This is a genomic window from Halorussus sp. AFM4 (assembly GCF_051194995.1).
Classification (GTDB): Archaea; Halobacteriota; Halobacteria; order Halobacteriales; family Haladaptataceae; genus Halorussus.
This window is the reverse complement of sequence record NZ_JBNTJT010000003.1, coordinates 679,121-692,269: the sequence shown is the minus strand read 5'-3', so window position 1 is coordinate 692,269 and position 13,149 is coordinate 679,121. Positions and strand designations below refer to the sequence as shown.

Sequence of the window (13,149 nt, the reverse complement as noted above, 5' to 3'; positions counted from 1 at the left end):
CCTCAGGCCCGGTTCACGGTGATGGCCTGCTCGCGGTCGATGGCCCGCTCGAGCTCCTCGGCGATGGCGCTGCCCCGCGAGACCTGGATGTCGCCGCCCCGGCCCACGGTCGCAGTGAAGAGGTACTCGCCGTCGGCCTGGACCTCGACCGTCTCGCCGGCGTGGCCGTCGGTCGGCAGCACGATGTGCCGGGAGGTGATCTCCGGCGTCACGGTCTCGCCCGGCGGGGCCCCGCCGCCGGCGCCGCCCGCGTTACCGGGCGCGCCCGAGGCCGACTGGGGCTTCTCGTCGTGGGTGCGGACGTCGATGTCGATGCCCAGGCGGCTCTCGATGTCGTCGATGCGGCCGCCGCCCTTGCCGATGACGTAGGAGATGTCGTCCTCGCTGACGTACACCGTCGCGCGGTTCTGGCCCTGCACCTCGACGTCCACCCGCCCGCGGGCGACCGACTGGATCTCGCGCTCGATCTCCTGCTTCGCGAGCTTCGAGACGCCGCTCTCCTCGCGCTCGCCCTCGTTGAGCGGGACGGTGACGACCTGCCGGTTGAACGTGTAGATCTCGTACTCGGGCCGGCCGGTCTCGAAGTCCTGGATCATGATGACCGGGCGGGCCAGGTCCTCCTCCATCAGCCCCTCGGGCACCTTGACCTGGGTCGAGACGTCGTACACCTTCCGTATCTCGCCGGCCTCGATGTAGACGACGGTGTCGACGATCTGGGGGATCATCCCGAGCTCGACCCGGCCGACGAGCCGCTGGAGCGCGTCGATGGCCCGCGTGGCGTGGACCACGCCGATCATCCCGACGCCCGCCAGCCGCATGTCTGCGAACACCTCGAAGTCGTCGGTCTTGCGCACCTCGTCGTAGATGGTGTAGTCGGGCCGGACCATCAGCAGCGAGTCGGCGGTCTTCTCCATCTCGCCGCCCAGCTCGGTGTACTGGGTGATCTCCGGGCCGACCTGGAGGTCGCGGGGTTTCTCCATCGTCTTGACCGCGAAGTCGTGCTCCGAGAGGAACTCACCGACCGCCTGGGCGAACGTCGACTTGCCGGCGCCGGGCGACCCCGCGATGAGCACGCCGCGCTGGCGTTCGAGCAGCCGGTCCTTGAGCTCCTCGGCGTACTCGTAGTCCTCGATGTCGGTCTTGACGATGGGCCGGACCGCGGTGATCTCCCAGCCGTCGGCGAACGGCGGCTCCGCGATGGCGATCCGGTAGTCGCGGAACTGGACGATGGTCATCCCGGGCTCGTCGAGCTCGATGAACCCCTCGTCGCTCTCCTTCGCGCTGTCGATGATCTCCTGGGCCAGCTCGCGGAGCCGCTCCTCGTCGAGGGGCTCGTCGCGGATGGTCTGGTACGACATTTCGCCGACGTCGCCCCGCTTGGCCATCGGCTCGACGCCCGCCTTGAGGTGGACGCTCATCGTCTGCTCGTCGAAGTAGTCCTCGACGGCGAGCCGGCCGATGTCGGTCTCGTCGACCCGCGGGGAGACGTACTCGACCTCGATGCCCTTCGCCTGCGCGACCTCGCTCTGGACCACGTCGCTGGTGACGAACGTCGCGTCGTGCTCGGCCGCCAGCTCCCTGATGAGGGCGTCGATCTCGCCCTCGCTGGCCCGGCCCTGCTCGTCGGCGTCGGGCCGATCGCCGACGTACCGCAGTTCGATGCGGTCCCCGTCGGCCAGGTCGGCGAGCCGCTGGAGCTCCGCGAGGCCGTCCCAGCCGCTGTCGGCGCCGCTGTTGGCCTGCGCCTCGAGCTCGGCCACGACGGCCTCTGGGACGAGCACCGTCGCGCCCTCGAAGTCGCCGCCCTCGACGCGCTCGGAGATGCGGCCGTCGATGACGACGCTCGTGTCCGGAAGTACGTTCATACCGTCATTTGGTGGGGCGCGTTCAAACCCTTTACGAGCGAACCGCACCGAGCGCGCGACCTGACGACGGGCCGGACGGAGCCGAGCCCGGCGGCGCGACGGGCAGGACCGGGTGGCGACGCGGGCGCCGAACGGGCGCCCGGGCAACAACCTTCAATCGCGTCGGTCACTAGGAACTGATATGGGTGTGTTCGACTCGCTGTCCGGCGCCGACGCCGTCAACTGGGCGCTGGTCGGGGTGCTCGCGCTGGCGATCGTCGAGAACCTGGTCGACGGCGACCTCGTCTGGACCGGGTTCCTCGCGGCCACGCTGGTCGTGCTCGCCGTCCCGCTGGTCGCGTTCCGGGACGCCGCGGCGACGCTCCCGCCGGCGGTGACGGCGCTTGCGGTCCTGCCCGGCGTGACCCGGGCGGTCGGGCCGACGTGGCTCACCGACTACGCCGTCTACGTCGGCGTGGCCGCGGTGGCGCTGGCGGTTGTGGTCGAGGTGTCGCTGTTCACCGAGGCCGAGCTGGCGGCGTGGTTCGCCGACGCGCTGGTCGTGCTGACCACGATGGCCGCCATCGGCGTCTGGGCGGTGCTCCAGTTCTTCTCGGACCGCTACCTCGGCACCGACCTCCTCGCCGGGCTGCACGCGGTCAACTGGGAGTTCGTCCGGGCGACGGTCGCGGGCCTCGCGGCCGCGGTCGTCTTCGAGGCGTACTTCGAGGCCGAGGGCGGCCGCGGCGAGAGCGTGGCCGACGTCGCGGAGGGCGAGGACGGATGACCGACCCGCTCGACGACAGCCGGGAGCGCCTGCTGGTCCGGCTGCTCCAGGCCGGACTCGTCGCCGTCGCGGGCTACGGGGTCGTCGCCGGGGAGTACAGCGTCGCGGTCAACGGCCTCGTCTCGCTGGCGGTCACGCTCGTCCCGGCGGTGCTGCGGCGCGACGCGGGCATCTCGCTCGACCCGGGCCACGTGCTGTGGCTCTCGGTCGCGGTGTTCGTCCACGCGGTCGGCATCGTCTGGCCCTACCAGAACCTCCCGTGGTACGACTCGGTGGCCCACGCCCTCTCGGCGTCGGTCGTCGCCGGCGCGGGCTACGCGACGGTCAAGGCGGTCGAGCGCAACTCCGAGCGAACGACCCTGACCCCGGGCGTCGAGACGCTGGTGGTTCTGGTGTTCGTGATGGCGTTCGGCGTGCTGTGGGAGATCCTGGAGTTCGCCAGCGCCGCGGCCGCCGAGGTCGTCGGCGGGCGGGCGGTGCTGATACAGTTCGGCCTCGCCGACGTCATCTACGACCTGGTGTTCAACTTCCTCGGCGGCCTCGTCGTCGTCCTCTGGGACGCCGCCCGCCCCGACCGGGCCGCCGACGAGGCGGCCGAGGCGATGGACGACTGATACTGCCGGCTGCAGCCGACAGTGTGAGGCGTCGGCGCCCGACCCCGACGGCGGCGACCCGCCGCCCGAACCCTGGCCCTGCGGGCGACTCATTTATCCCGCGCAGTCCCGTACACCGCGGTCCATGCGCCACGAACATCTCGTAGTCACGGTCGAGGCCGGCCTCAAGGACCGCATCGACGACGACCTCGACGAGGGCGAGTCGCTCGAAGCCTGGGTCGCCGACGCGGTCGAGCGGAAGCTCGCCGACGACGGCGCCGACGAGCCCGCGGCGGACGGCGAGCGTGGCGGTGACGGGCGGCGCGGCGGACGCAGCGAGCGGAGCGGGCGCGCCGAACGCGGAAACGGTCGCGGGAGCGACGGACGCGACCGGGCCGGCGGCGGTACGTCGGCCGACAGCGGGCGCGACTCCGGGAGCCGGTTCGCGACGGGTCGCGTGCGCGACGAGAGCGAGGGGGACGACGGGGACGACGATTACGACGAGGGGTTCGAGTACGTCGACGACTGCGGCGTCTGACTACTCCGACCACGTGACGTTCCGGGTGAGCACGAACACCAGCAGCGCCATCAGCAACTGGCCCAGCAGGGCCTCGGTGCCCGCGATGGCCCGCGCGATGTTGCCGACCGGTTCGATGTCGCCGTACCCCAGCGTGGCGAACGTGACGGTGCTGAAGTAGAGGCTCCGGAAGAAGACCGCGAACAGGAGGAACTGGAGCCGGCTGGCGTCGGGGTTGCTCACCGAGTAGGTGATCGTGGTGCCGTTGGCGGCCTCCTGGATGCCGCCGACGAACGGGAAGAGGACCCCGCAGAGGACGATGACCAGCAGCGACGTCGCGATGACCCGCCAGGGGTTCGCGCCGTACCCCGTGGTCCACCGCCACGCCTCCTGGGCGAGCGCCCGCGAGTACGGGCCGAACTCCCACGCCTCCCGCCGCCGGACGTCCTTGCGCTTCTTGTAGTAGTCCCGCGAGGCCTCGGTCAGGCCGTTGTCCTCGGCCAACCGCTGGAGCTCGCTGTAGGTCCAGTGGGCGGCCTCGTACCGGTCGAGGCGTTTCTCGTCGTGGTCCCGCGGCCGGACTACGTCCAGCGACGCGATCCGCCTGTCGTCGTCGTACTCGAACAGTTCCTTCTCGTAGACCACGTTCTTGCCGAACGTCGTCTCCTCGGCGATCCGGGCGTTGTCGAAGACGGCGTAGTGGAGTCGGGCGGCGCAGAGGTCGGCGCCCCGGAGGTCGGTCCGGTCGAACTCGGCGTGCTCGAGGTTCGCGCCCCGGAGGTTCACCCCCTGGGCGTCGACGCCCTCGAAGTGGGAGTACCGGAGGTCGGCGCCGCTGAGGTCGGTCTCCTCGAGGTTGCAGTTGACGAACCGGGCGTCGGTGGCGGTCAGCCCGGCGGTCCAGTCGGCCCCCGACAGCTCGACGTCCCGGAAGATGGCCCCGTCGAGGCGCTCGCCGACGCTCGGCGCCGAGTCCTCGAGTTCGCGCGAGGGCTTCTGGGCCACGTCGGCGTGCCAGATGCACCGTCCGGTGTCGCCCCAGACCGGCCGCCAGCAGCAGACGCCCCCGACCCCCGTGACCGCGCTGGCCTCGTGAGTGTGGCCGCACCGCCCGTCCACGGCGGTCCGGCGGTCCGCGGTGGCGCCCGTCGCGTCCCCCGACGCGGACTGTAGCTCTTCAGACATGGGCGCTGTAACGCGCGGAACCTCTTTCAACTTATGCCCGACAATTCAAGCTGGTCGGCCGATCGTCCGTCGCCGACCGCGGACGCGTTCCAGCGGCCACGGAGGTTTCCCGTCGCCGGCCCCTATCGGGCGACGTGCTCGAACTCTACCAGGCGGAAGGCTGTCCGTACTCCAAGAAGGTCCGCGAGCAGCTGCAGGCGCTCGGGCTGTCGTACGTCGCGCACAACCCCCGGACCCACGGCGGCGAGGTCCGCGACGAGGCGGCCCACGAGGAGCTGCTCGACCGCGGCGGCCAGGACCAGATCCCGTTCCTCGTCGACCCCGAGCGCGACGAGTCGCTCTACGAGAGCGACCGGATCGTCGAGTACCTCGACGAGCACTACGGGTAGACCGCGAGGGCGCTCCTCAGGCCGAAGCCGCGGTCTCCTGCGGCGCGACGGCCGGACCAGCAGGTCGCTCGGAGGCGGGACCAGCGGACCGCCCGGACGCGCCCCGGCTCCGTCCCCCGCGGAGGCCACCACGCCTATTCTCGACGACGCCCTCGTGTCCGACATGAGAGACCCACAGGCGATCCACGACGAGATCTACCGGATCCGCGAGGAGACCGACGCCAGCCGCGAGGTGCGCCTGACCCTCCAGTCCATCGAGGAGGCGCTGTCGGCCATCCCGTCCGACGAGCAGCCGCCGGGGGAGTACGTCGACCGCGTCACCGAGCTCCGGGCCGAGGTCGAGCGCCTCTCCGACGAGGCCGAGGGCGAGACCGCGGCCGAACTCGACCGCCTCCAGTCCCAGATCGCCGAGCTCGAGCGCGAGGAGCGGGCCGACCCCGACGCCGAGGCGGCCGACGACCGGTGACCGCGGACGCGCGACCCCCGATTTGAAGCGGCCGGCGCCCCACACTCCGGGCATGAGCGACGTCGTCGACCTGACCCGCGAACTCGTCTCGATACCGAGCCACGAGGACGAGACGGAGGCGGGCGACTTCATCGAGCGGTGGCTCCGCGACGAGACCGACGCCGCGGTGACCCGCGACGAGTCCGGCAACGTGATCGCCAGACGCGGCGAGCACGGCGCCGACTCGCTCGCGCTGGTCGGCCACCACGACGTGGTGCCGCCGGCCGACTCGCAGGTCGAAGCCGACGGTTCGTACGTCGTCGAGGGCCGCGACGGCCGGCTCTACGGCCGGGGCACCGCCGACATGAAGGGCGCGGTCGCGGCCGCGATGCTGGCCTTCCGGGACGCCGACCGCTCCGCGGACGCCGACCCCGCGCCCGAACTCGTCTTCGCCAGCTTCGTCGGCGAAGAGGACGGCGGCGTCGGCGCGCGGGCGGCCATCGACCGCGGATTCTCCCCCGACTACGCCGTCGTCGGCGAGGGCTCGACCGGCTACTCGGCGCCGGGCGTGACCGACGTGGCGGTCGCCCACAAGGGCCGGCGGGGCAGCACCGTCACCGCCCGGGGGTCGGCCGCCCACGCCAGCGAGCCCGAGGCCGGCGAGAACGCGGTCTACCGGGCCTGCGACGCGGTCGACGTCCTGCGGGACCTCGACTTCCCGTCGACCGAGGTGTTCGGCGAGCGCGTCGAGGGGAGCCTGGCCGTGACCGGCATCGACGGCGGGAGCGCCTGGAACGTGATCCCCGAGGAGTGCTCGGTGACCGTCGACGAGCGGACGGTCCCGGGCGAGCGGGCCGCCCTGGAGCGCGTCGAGGAGATCGAGGGCGTCGAGTGGTCCGTCGACCAGGACCTCCCGCCGATGCGGTGCGACGACGAGGCGTTCGCCGAGACGGTGCGCGCCGCCGCGGAGGTTTCCCAGTCGGGGTCGCCCGAACTCGTCGTCAAGCCCCACGCCACCGACGCCGGGTGGCTCGCGCAGGCCGGCACGACCTGCGTGGTCTGCGGCGCGGCCGAACCCGGCGAGGCCCACACCGAGACCGAGAGCGCGAGCGTCGAGGTGCTGGAGCGGTGCTACGACGTCTACCGCGGCGTCGCCGAGCGATTCTGAGCGGACGCCGGCTCCGGGCGGTTCCGAGCAGATCCGGTTCCGAGCGGGCGGTCCGGCGTCTCGGAGCCGCCGACCTCCGACGCGGGTTTCGAATCGAAATCCGCGCTTTGATATTCGGTCCGGTCGAAACTCGTAGCCATGGCAAGCGAAGCCGGCGCCGAGGAGGCGTCCGACACGTACTCGGAGTTCCTGCAGCAGGTGCAGCGGCTCTCGAACGTCAACCAGGCCGGCGGCGTGCTGGCGTGGGACCAGGAGGTCATGATGCCCGAGGGCGGCACGCCCGCCCGGTCGAAGCAGCGGTCGGCGCTGTCGACGCTGAGCCACGAGCTGCTCACCTCCGACGAGATGGCCGAGATGCTCGACGAGCTCGAGGGCGAGGACCTGACCGCCGAGCAGGAGGCGGTGGTCCGGGAGGTCCGGCGCCGACACGACCGGGCCGCCAGGGTGCCCCAGGACCTCGTCGAGGAGATCTCGGAGGTCTCCTCCGAGGCGATGCCGGTCTGGAAGGAGGCCCGCGAGGAGGACGACTTCGAGTCGTTCGCGCCCACGCTGGAGAAGCTGGTCGAGCTGAAGCGCGAGTACGCCGAGCACATCGACCCCGACCGCGACCCCTACGAGGTGCTGTTCGAGGACTACGAGCCGTACCTCGGCATCGAGACGGCCGAGCAGGTGCTCCAGCGGCTCCGCGACGAGCTGGTCCCGCTGGTCGAGGCGGTCCGGGAGTCCGACGCCGACCTCGCCGTCGACACGTTCGAGGGCGAGTACGACACCGACACCCAGGAGGACCTGGCCCGCGACGTGCTCGACACGCTGGGCTACGACTGGGACCACGGCCGGCTCGACACCGCGCCCCACCCGTTCTCGACGGGCAACCAGTTCGACGCCCGGGTCACCACCCGCTTCAACGAGGCGGACCCGCTGGGCGCGCTGATGAGCACCATCCACGAGTTCGGCCACGCGACCTACACGCTCGGGCTGCCCCGCGAGGACTACGGCACGCCGCTGGGCGAGTCCCGCGACATGACCGTCCACGAGTCCCAGTCGCGGCTTTGGGAGAACCACGTCGGTCGCTCCGAGCCGTTCTGGGAGCGGTTCCTCCCGACGATGCGCGAGCGGTTCCCAGAGAAGCTCGACGACGCCTCGGTCGCGGACGTCTACGAGGCCGCCAACCAGGTGTACGAGGACAACCTCATCCGGGTCGAGGCCGACGAGCTCACCTACCACATGCACATCGTGGTCCGGTTCGAGATCGAGCGCGACCTGATCCGGGGCGACATCGACGTCGAGGACGTCCCCGAGCTCTGGAACGACAAGTACGAGGAGTACCTGGGCGTCCGGCCCGACTCCGACGCCGAGGGCTGCCTGCAGGACATCCACTGGAGCCACGGCGACTTCGGCTACTTCCCGACCTACTCGCTGGGCAGCGTGCTCGCCGCCCAGCTGTACGCCAGCGCCGAGGCGGACATCGACGACCTCGACGGCAAGATCGCCGAGGGCGACTTCGAGCCGCTGCACGACTGGCTGACCGAGAACGTCCACCGCCACGGCAGCCGGTACACCACCGACGACCTCGTCCGGGAGGCGACCGGCGAGGACTACACCGCCGACTACTTCCTCGACTACGTGACGTCGAAGTACGGCGACCTGTACGACCTCGACGACTACCAGTAGCGTCGCCTACCCGCTCTCTGCGGTCGTCTCTGTCTCGGCGGGCGTCTTCGTTGCCCCCGCCGTCTCCGTTTTCAAGGCGGTTCTCACCCTCGCGGCCGTCTCGCGGGCGGTCACGTGGAACAGGAACTCCCCGGCCCAGTCGCCCGTCTTCACGGCGTCGGCGAGGTCGTGCCCGAGCCCGGCCTCGGAGAGCAGTTCGCCCCGGAAGTAGGTCCGGAGCCGGTGGGCGTCCGGGTCGTCGAGCGCGCCGACTCGTTCGATTTCGTCGGCGAAGGCCGCGGTCCCCTCGTCGGTGAGCGTCACCGGCAGTCGGTAGGCGTCGCCGGTCCTGGCCCGCCCGACCTCGCCGACAGTCGCCACGTCCGCGCCGGTGACGAGGACGACCTCGCCGTCGTCGCTCGTGACCGCGATCCGGAACGCGCCGGCGCCCCCGGCGCCAGGCCCGCGCGGTTCGCCGCGACCTACGACTCGGACGGCGAGCGGGTCGCGGCCGAGCGCGGGTCGCTGGCCGAGTTCCTCACCGAGCGCCACCGGCTCTACACCGAGTCGCCGAGCGAACGACTGCGGTCCGTCGACGTCCGCCACCCGCGGTGGCCGCTCCGCGACGCCGACGTCTCCATCGAGGAGAACTCGCTGTTCCGGGCCAACGCCTTCGAGACGCCCGGCGGCGACTCGGTCTGCTACTACAGCCCCGGCGTCAGCGTGGTGGCATCGCCGAACCGGCGCTGGCGGCCGGCCGCAGCGGGCGACGACGTGGCCACGGGCGACCGGGGCCGCGGGACCCCGCGACGGTCCCGCCAGCGCCGTGACTACCGAATCGCCCGGCTGGCGCAGAAAAGACGTCTCGGCGCGTTACGCGCCGGCCTCTTCCAGGGCTTCCTCGAGCTCGTCGCGCTGGGTGACGCCGACGAACCGCTCGACGACGCCGTCGTCGTTCTCGACGACGATGGTCGGGATCGACCGGACCTGATACTCGTTGGCGACGTCCTGGTGCTCGTCGACGTCGATCTTCTCGAACTCGACGCTCTCGTCCCAGTCCTCCTCCATCTCCTCGAGGATGGGGTCCTGGGTCTTGCACGGGCCACACCAATCCGCGTAGAAGTCCTTCAGCGTGACAGTCATTGGAGTTCGAGCGGAACTATCTTCGCCGCGCGCATAAGGGTTTTCCCACCGGCGCGTCCTTGCCGCGTTCTCGCTGGCGCCAGCGGCCGCGGAGGTCGGCCTCGCCGGCCTCGACGACCCGCCGGGCGGTCGGGTCTCGCTCCGAAAGGTTTACGCGAGGGGCGACCGGAGCATCGTCCATGAGCAGTGGTCAGAACTCCGGCGGTCTGATGTCCAGCGCCGGACTCGTCCGGTACTTCGACGCCGAGGACCGCAACGCCATCCGCATCGACCCCAAAACCGTCGTCGCCTTCGGCGTCCTCTTCGGCGTCTTCATCGAGGTCCTGAACATCCTCGGCCTGTAGCCGCCGACCGCACACCCCGCGTCCGACTTCCGATTCCTCCGCCGGCCGCCAGCGCTATCCGGGTCGGCGTCGCCGTCTCTCCATGGGTCTTCCGTTCGTCAGCACCGACGCCGAGCAGCCAGACCGCGGCGCCGCCGACCGGTCGTCCGCCGCCGAGCGTCCGTCCGACGCCGGCCGCCTCGCGGAGGGGACCAAGGACGGCCTCCTCGCCACCCTCGTGATGACCGCCTACCGGCTCCCGGTCTCCCGGTCGCTGCCGCCGACCGCGCAGTTCTGGGCGAAGTACGTCGCGGGCGGCGACCCCGACGACCACCCGATCGCCGCCATCGCGCTCCACCTGCTGTACGGCGCCGTCGGCGGGGCGGTTTTCGGCGCGCTCACGCCGGCCGACTCGCCTCGCGAGTCGCGCACGACCGGGAACCCCGCGAGCGAGAGCGACAGCGACTCCCGGCGGACCGCCTCCCGGGAGGCGCTCGGCCTGGCGTGGGGGAGCCTCTACGCCCTCGCGCTCTCGGTCTTCGGGGAGCGCGTCGTCCTCGGGGGACTGCTCGACGAGGACCTCGACGTCGACGAGCGCCTCGTCTTCCACGCGGGCCACCTGGTCTACGGGCTCAGCCTCGGGACGCTGTACGGCTCGCGGACGAGCGACGAGCGGTAGGCCGCGGTCGGTCTCGCCGCCGAGACGCGCCACTTTTGGCGCCCGACTCCGTACCCGCGCCCATGACTCTCACAGCGGGCGTCGTCGCGGTCCAGGGCGACGTGAGCGAGCACGCCGACGCGGTCCGGCGGGCCGGCGAGGCCTGCGGCCGGGAGACCGAGGTCGTCGAGGTCCGGACCGCCGGAACGGTCCCCGACTGCGACGCGCTGCTCATGCCCGGCGGGGAATCGACCACCATCTCGCGGCTCCTGTGGTCGGAGGGAATCGCCGAGGAGATCGTCGACCACGTCGAGGCGGGCAAGCCGGTGCTGGCGACCTGCGCGGGCCTCATCGTGGCCGCCGCCGACGCGGGCGACGACCGGGTCCGCAACCTCGGCGCGGTCGACGTGACCGTCGAGCGCAACGCCTTCGGCCGCCAGAAGGACAGCTTCGAGGCCCCGCTCGACGTGTCCGGGCTCGACGACCCCTTCCCGGCGGTGTTCATCCGCGCGCCCGTCATCGCCGACGTGGGCGACGACGTCGAGGTGCTGGCCGAGTGGGACGGCCGGCCGGTCGCGGTCCGGGACGGCCCGGTCGTCGGCACCTCGTTCCATCCGGAACTGACCCCCGACGCCCGGCTCCACGACCTCGCGCTGTTCGAGGCGATGGACGGGGCGACGCACTCCGAGGACCGCGAAGAGCCGACTCCCGACCGGTAGCGCGACGCTCGGCTTTCCTGCTGGGACGCGCTGGGTGACACTTTTCGTAAGGAGCGTGCTCTCCGAGTCTGACCCGTCCGGGTGGATGAAAAGGCCGTCCGGTCGCGCTTGCGTGGTCGACTCCGGCGGCCCTATCTGGGCCGGGCGGTGGGGAGAGGCCCAGATATCCGCCGGAGCGACCGCGACCGGACGGGGGCTTTCTATGTCGTTCTCTCCGGTGCTGTCGAGTGCTTTGCAGTCAGCGTTGCGCCTCATCCGGACGTTCCCACTACCGGTGATTCACAGTAGGGCAGACTTTTCTTTCTGGCCCCCGTCGGGACGCACATGGACGCCGACATCGACGCGGTGCGGGTCGCGATGACCGACGAGGGGCCGGTCCCGGTCGTCGTGCTCGCGCCCCACGACGAGGAGGGCGTACTCCCCATCTTCATCGGGTTCCAGGAGGCCGTCAGCATCGCCCGCGGGATGGAGGCCGAGGACATCGGCCGCCCGCTGACCCACGACCTCACGCTCGACCTCGTCGAGGAGCTCGGCGGTCGGGTCACCCGGGTCGTGGTCACGTCGCTGGAGGACAACACCTACATCGCGGACCTCCACCTCGACACCCCGCGGGGCGACACCGTGGTCGACGCCCGGCCGAGCGACTCGCTGGCGCTGGCGGCCCGGACCAACGCCCCGGTCGCGGTCGAGGACGACGTGTTCGAGTCGGGTCGGCGCGACCCCGAGGAGTTCGAGGACCTCCAGGACATCACGGAGGTCACGGACCTCAACCCATGAGCGGGCCGTCGACCGGTTCGGAGGAGGCGCCGGCCGGCGACGAGGCCGGCTCGGCGGAGGCTCCGACCGACGCCGTCCTCGACGAGCTGTTCGCGGTAATCGAGGACCGCAAGGAGACCCTGCCGGAGGACTCGTACACCGCCTCGCTGTTCACCCACGAGAAGGGCGCGAACGCGGTGCTGGAGAAGCTCGGCGAGGAGACCACCGAGCTCGTGCTCGCGGCCAAGGACGACGACCGCGAGGAGATCGCCCACGAGAGCGCCGACATCGTCTACCACCTGCTCGTGCTGCTGTCGATGAAGGACATGGACGTCGCGGATCTCCGTGCGGAACTGCGCGAGCGACGCTGAGTCGTCTTCTTCGGAGTCCGATTCTCGCTGAGAGCATCGCCCTCCCGAACCACGACCGAAGGCCCGGAAGACGAACGAAGCGACGTCTTCCGGTGCGACCGAGGCGCGCAGTCGGTTGGGGCGGCGCGCGGCCTGCTGTCGCGGTTGCTGTGCGGAAATTTAGCGGTGTCGGCAGTAGCCGGCTCTCTCCGTCCTTCCGTTCTCGTCACGGATTTCCGGCCCACTCGCGGTCTCACTCGGAGGTCCAGAACGAGACGACTCCGAACGTCGTTACTCCGCCTTCTCGAACTGGTGGAGCACGACGTCGCTGTCGTCGTCCCACTCGAAGTCGTCGTGGACGCGGTTCAGGATCTCGCGGTACTGCTCCAGGTCCCGCATCCCCTCCCTCCGGGCGTCCTCGTCGGTCAGGTCGCCGAGGGTGCGCTCGCGCACTGCCACGACCTCGAACGTCTCGCCGTCCACCTCGAACCGGTCGCCCTCGTCGGCGTACTGGCGGCCGCGGTGGATCTGGGTGACGTCGCCGTCTCGCGCGCCCTCGCGCATCCGCCGGTTCGGGAGCAGGGTGTCGGCGTCGATTGTGGCCATGCGGGTGGATTCGGAC

The 13,149-nt window shown here is 71.2% G+C and carries 15 protein-coding genes and 2 pseudogenes; 13 read left to right on the top strand and 4 right to left on the bottom strand.

All coding sequences use genetic code 11. The features are described from left to right. Positions 1–2 precede the first annotated feature (2 nt). Positions 3–1,865, bottom strand: coding sequence for a PINc/VapC family ATPase (locus ACQUQF_RS16560; protein WP_435180201.1), 1,863 nt, complete (start codon positions 1,863–1,865; stop codon positions 3–5). 181 nt (positions 1,866–2,046) lie between these two features. On the opposite strand from ACQUQF_RS16560, the gene ACQUQF_RS16555 reads away from it, so the two are divergent. The 3 genes from ACQUQF_RS16555 to ACQUQF_RS16545 all read left to right on the top strand — a co-directional run bounded on the left by ACQUQF_RS16555 (position 2,047) and on the right by ACQUQF_RS16545 (position 3,762). Continuing rightward, positions 2,047–2,631: a hypothetical protein gene (locus ACQUQF_RS16555; protein WP_435180200.1), complete on the top strand. Its 585-nt coding sequence runs from the start codon at positions 2,047–2,049 to the stop codon at positions 2,629–2,631. Next, positions 2,628–3,245, top strand: a complete 618-nt coding sequence (locus ACQUQF_RS16550; RefSeq protein WP_435180199.1) for a hypothetical protein — start codon at positions 2,628–2,630, stop codon at positions 3,243–3,245. The genes ACQUQF_RS16555 and ACQUQF_RS16550 overlap by 4 nt, the downstream gene beginning before the upstream one ends. Before the next feature lie 124 nt (positions 3,246–3,369). Continuing rightward, positions 3,370–3,762 (top strand): hypothetical protein, encoded by a 393-nt coding sequence (locus ACQUQF_RS16545; protein WP_435180198.1) that lies wholly within the window; start codon positions 3,370–3,372, stop codon positions 3,760–3,762. Here ACQUQF_RS16545 and ACQUQF_RS16540 read toward each other — a convergent pair whose 3' ends face one another. After that, the gene (locus ACQUQF_RS16540; RefSeq protein ID WP_435180197.1) at positions 3,763–4,926 is read right to left on the bottom strand and encodes a pentapeptide repeat-containing protein; all 1,164 of its coding nucleotides are present in this window, start codon (positions 4,924–4,926) and stop codon (positions 3,763–3,765) included. Positions 4,927–5,060: 134 nt separating this feature from the next. On the opposite strand from ACQUQF_RS16540, the gene ACQUQF_RS16535 reads away from it, so the two are divergent. The 5 genes and pseudogenes from ACQUQF_RS16535 to ACQUQF_RS16515 form a co-directional block, all read left to right on the top strand. Beyond that, positions 5,061–5,315 carry a glutathione S-transferase N-terminal domain-containing protein gene (locus ACQUQF_RS16535; protein ID WP_435180196.1) on the top strand — a complete coding sequence of 85 codons (255 nt, stop codon included), beginning with the start codon at positions 5,061–5,063 and terminating at the stop codon, positions 5,313–5,315. Between the two features lie 163 nt (positions 5,316–5,478). After that, entirely contained in the window at positions 5,479–5,781 is a 303-nt protein-coding gene (locus ACQUQF_RS16530; RefSeq protein WP_435180195.1) for a hypothetical protein, read from the top strand. Positions 5,782–5,833: 52 nt separating this feature from the next. Next, positions 5,834–6,928: a M20 family metallopeptidase gene (locus tag ACQUQF_RS16525; RefSeq protein ID WP_435180194.1), complete on the top strand. Its 1,095-nt coding sequence runs from the start codon at positions 5,834–5,836 to the stop codon at positions 6,926–6,928. Positions 6,929–7,066: 138 nt separating this feature from the next. Then, positions 7,067–8,599 carry a carboxypeptidase M32 gene (locus ACQUQF_RS16520; RefSeq protein ID WP_435180193.1) on the top strand — a complete coding sequence of 511 codons (1,533 nt, stop codon included), beginning with the start codon at positions 7,067–7,069 and terminating at the stop codon, positions 8,597–8,599. A 114-nt stretch (positions 8,600–8,713) separates the two neighbouring features. After that, a pseudogene (locus ACQUQF_RS16515) lies at positions 8,714–9,238 on the top strand (DUF2071 domain-containing protein); the annotation flags it as partial. 213 nt (positions 9,239–9,451) lie between these two features. Here the strand turns inward: ACQUQF_RS16515 and trxA are convergent. Beyond that, positions 9,452–9,778 (bottom strand): annotated as a pseudogene (gene trxA / locus ACQUQF_RS16510) (thioredoxin); the annotation flags it as partial. A 122-nt stretch (positions 9,779–9,900) separates the two neighbouring features. On the opposite strand from trxA, the gene ACQUQF_RS16505 reads away from it, so the two are divergent. The 5 genes from ACQUQF_RS16505 to hisE all read left to right on the top strand — a co-directional run bounded on the left by ACQUQF_RS16505 (position 9,901) and on the right by hisE (position 12,548). Then, positions 9,901–10,065: a preprotein translocase subunit Sec61beta gene (locus ACQUQF_RS16505; protein ID WP_435180192.1), complete on the top strand. Its 165-nt coding sequence runs from the start codon at positions 9,901–9,903 to the stop codon at positions 10,063–10,065. Between the two features lie 82 nt (positions 10,066–10,147). Continuing rightward, positions 10,148–10,723 (top strand): hypothetical protein, encoded by a 576-nt coding sequence (locus ACQUQF_RS16500; protein ID WP_435180191.1) that lies wholly within the window; start codon positions 10,148–10,150, stop codon positions 10,721–10,723. Positions 10,724–10,785: 62 nt separating this feature from the next. Next, entirely contained in the window at positions 10,786–11,421 is a 636-nt protein-coding gene (pdxT, locus tag ACQUQF_RS16495) for a pyridoxal 5'-phosphate synthase glutaminase subunit PdxT (RefSeq protein ID WP_435180190.1), read from the top strand. Between the two features lie 324 nt (positions 11,422–11,745). Continuing rightward, complete coding sequence (locus ACQUQF_RS16490) at positions 11,746–12,198, top strand: bifunctional nuclease family protein (RefSeq protein ID WP_435180189.1); 453 nt, start codon at positions 11,746–11,748, stop codon at positions 12,196–12,198. After that, entirely contained in the window at positions 12,195–12,548 is a 354-nt protein-coding gene (hisE, locus tag ACQUQF_RS16485; protein WP_435180188.1) for a phosphoribosyl-ATP diphosphatase, read from the top strand. The genes ACQUQF_RS16490 and hisE overlap by 4 nt, the downstream gene beginning before the upstream one ends. Before the next feature lie 270 nt (positions 12,549–12,818). Here the strand turns inward: hisE and ACQUQF_RS16480 are convergent, their stop codons facing one another. Beyond that, positions 12,819–13,133, bottom strand: coding sequence for an ASCH domain-containing protein (locus tag ACQUQF_RS16480; RefSeq protein WP_435180187.1), 315 nt, complete (start codon positions 13,131–13,133; stop codon positions 12,819–12,821). Between the last annotated feature and the right edge of the window lie 16 nt (positions 13,134–13,149).

What these genes read in the sequence shown, in the direction of transcription:
- ACQUQF_RS16560 (WP_435180201.1), bottom strand. Translation starts at nt 1,865, where the DNA reads ATGAACGTACTTCCGGACACGAGCGTCGTCATCGACGGCCGCATCTCC.
- ACQUQF_RS16555 (WP_435180200.1), top strand. Translation starts at nt 2,047, where the DNA reads ATGGGTGTGTTCGACTCGCTGTCCGGCGCCGACGCCGTCAACTGGGCG.
- ACQUQF_RS16550 (WP_435180199.1), top strand. Translation starts at nt 2,628, where the DNA reads ATGACCGACCCGCTCGACGACAGCCGGGAGCGCCTGCTGGTCCGGCTG.
- ACQUQF_RS16545 (WP_435180198.1), top strand. Translation starts at nt 3,370, where the DNA reads ATGCGCCACGAACATCTCGTAGTCACGGTCGAGGCCGGCCTCAAGGAC.
- ACQUQF_RS16540 (WP_435180197.1), bottom strand. Translation starts at nt 4,926, where the DNA reads ATGTCTGAAGAGCTACAGTCCGCGTCGGGGGACGCGACGGGCGCCACC.
- ACQUQF_RS16530 (WP_435180195.1), top strand. Translation starts at nt 5,479, where the DNA reads ATGAGAGACCCACAGGCGATCCACGACGAGATCTACCGGATCCGCGAG.
- ACQUQF_RS16525 (WP_435180194.1), top strand. Translation starts at nt 5,834, where the DNA reads ATGAGCGACGTCGTCGACCTGACCCGCGAACTCGTCTCGATACCGAGC.
- ACQUQF_RS16520 (WP_435180193.1), top strand. Translation starts at nt 7,067, where the DNA reads ATGGCAAGCGAAGCCGGCGCCGAGGAGGCGTCCGACACGTACTCGGAG.
- ACQUQF_RS16505 (WP_435180192.1), top strand. Translation starts at nt 9,901, where the DNA reads ATGAGCAGTGGTCAGAACTCCGGCGGTCTGATGTCCAGCGCCGGACTC.
- ACQUQF_RS16500 (WP_435180191.1), top strand. Translation starts at nt 10,148, where the DNA reads ATGGGTCTTCCGTTCGTCAGCACCGACGCCGAGCAGCCAGACCGCGGC.
- pdxT (WP_435180190.1), top strand. Translation starts at nt 10,786, where the DNA reads ATGACTCTCACAGCGGGCGTCGTCGCGGTCCAGGGCGACGTGAGCGAG.
- ACQUQF_RS16490 (WP_435180189.1), top strand. Translation starts at nt 11,746, where the DNA reads ATGGACGCCGACATCGACGCGGTGCGGGTCGCGATGACCGACGAGGGG.
- hisE (WP_435180188.1), top strand. Translation starts at nt 12,195, where the DNA reads ATGAGCGGGCCGTCGACCGGTTCGGAGGAGGCGCCGGCCGGCGACGAG.
- ACQUQF_RS16480 (WP_435180187.1), bottom strand. Translation starts at nt 13,133, where the DNA reads ATGGCCACAATCGACGCCGACACCCTGCTCCCGAACCGGCGGATGCGC.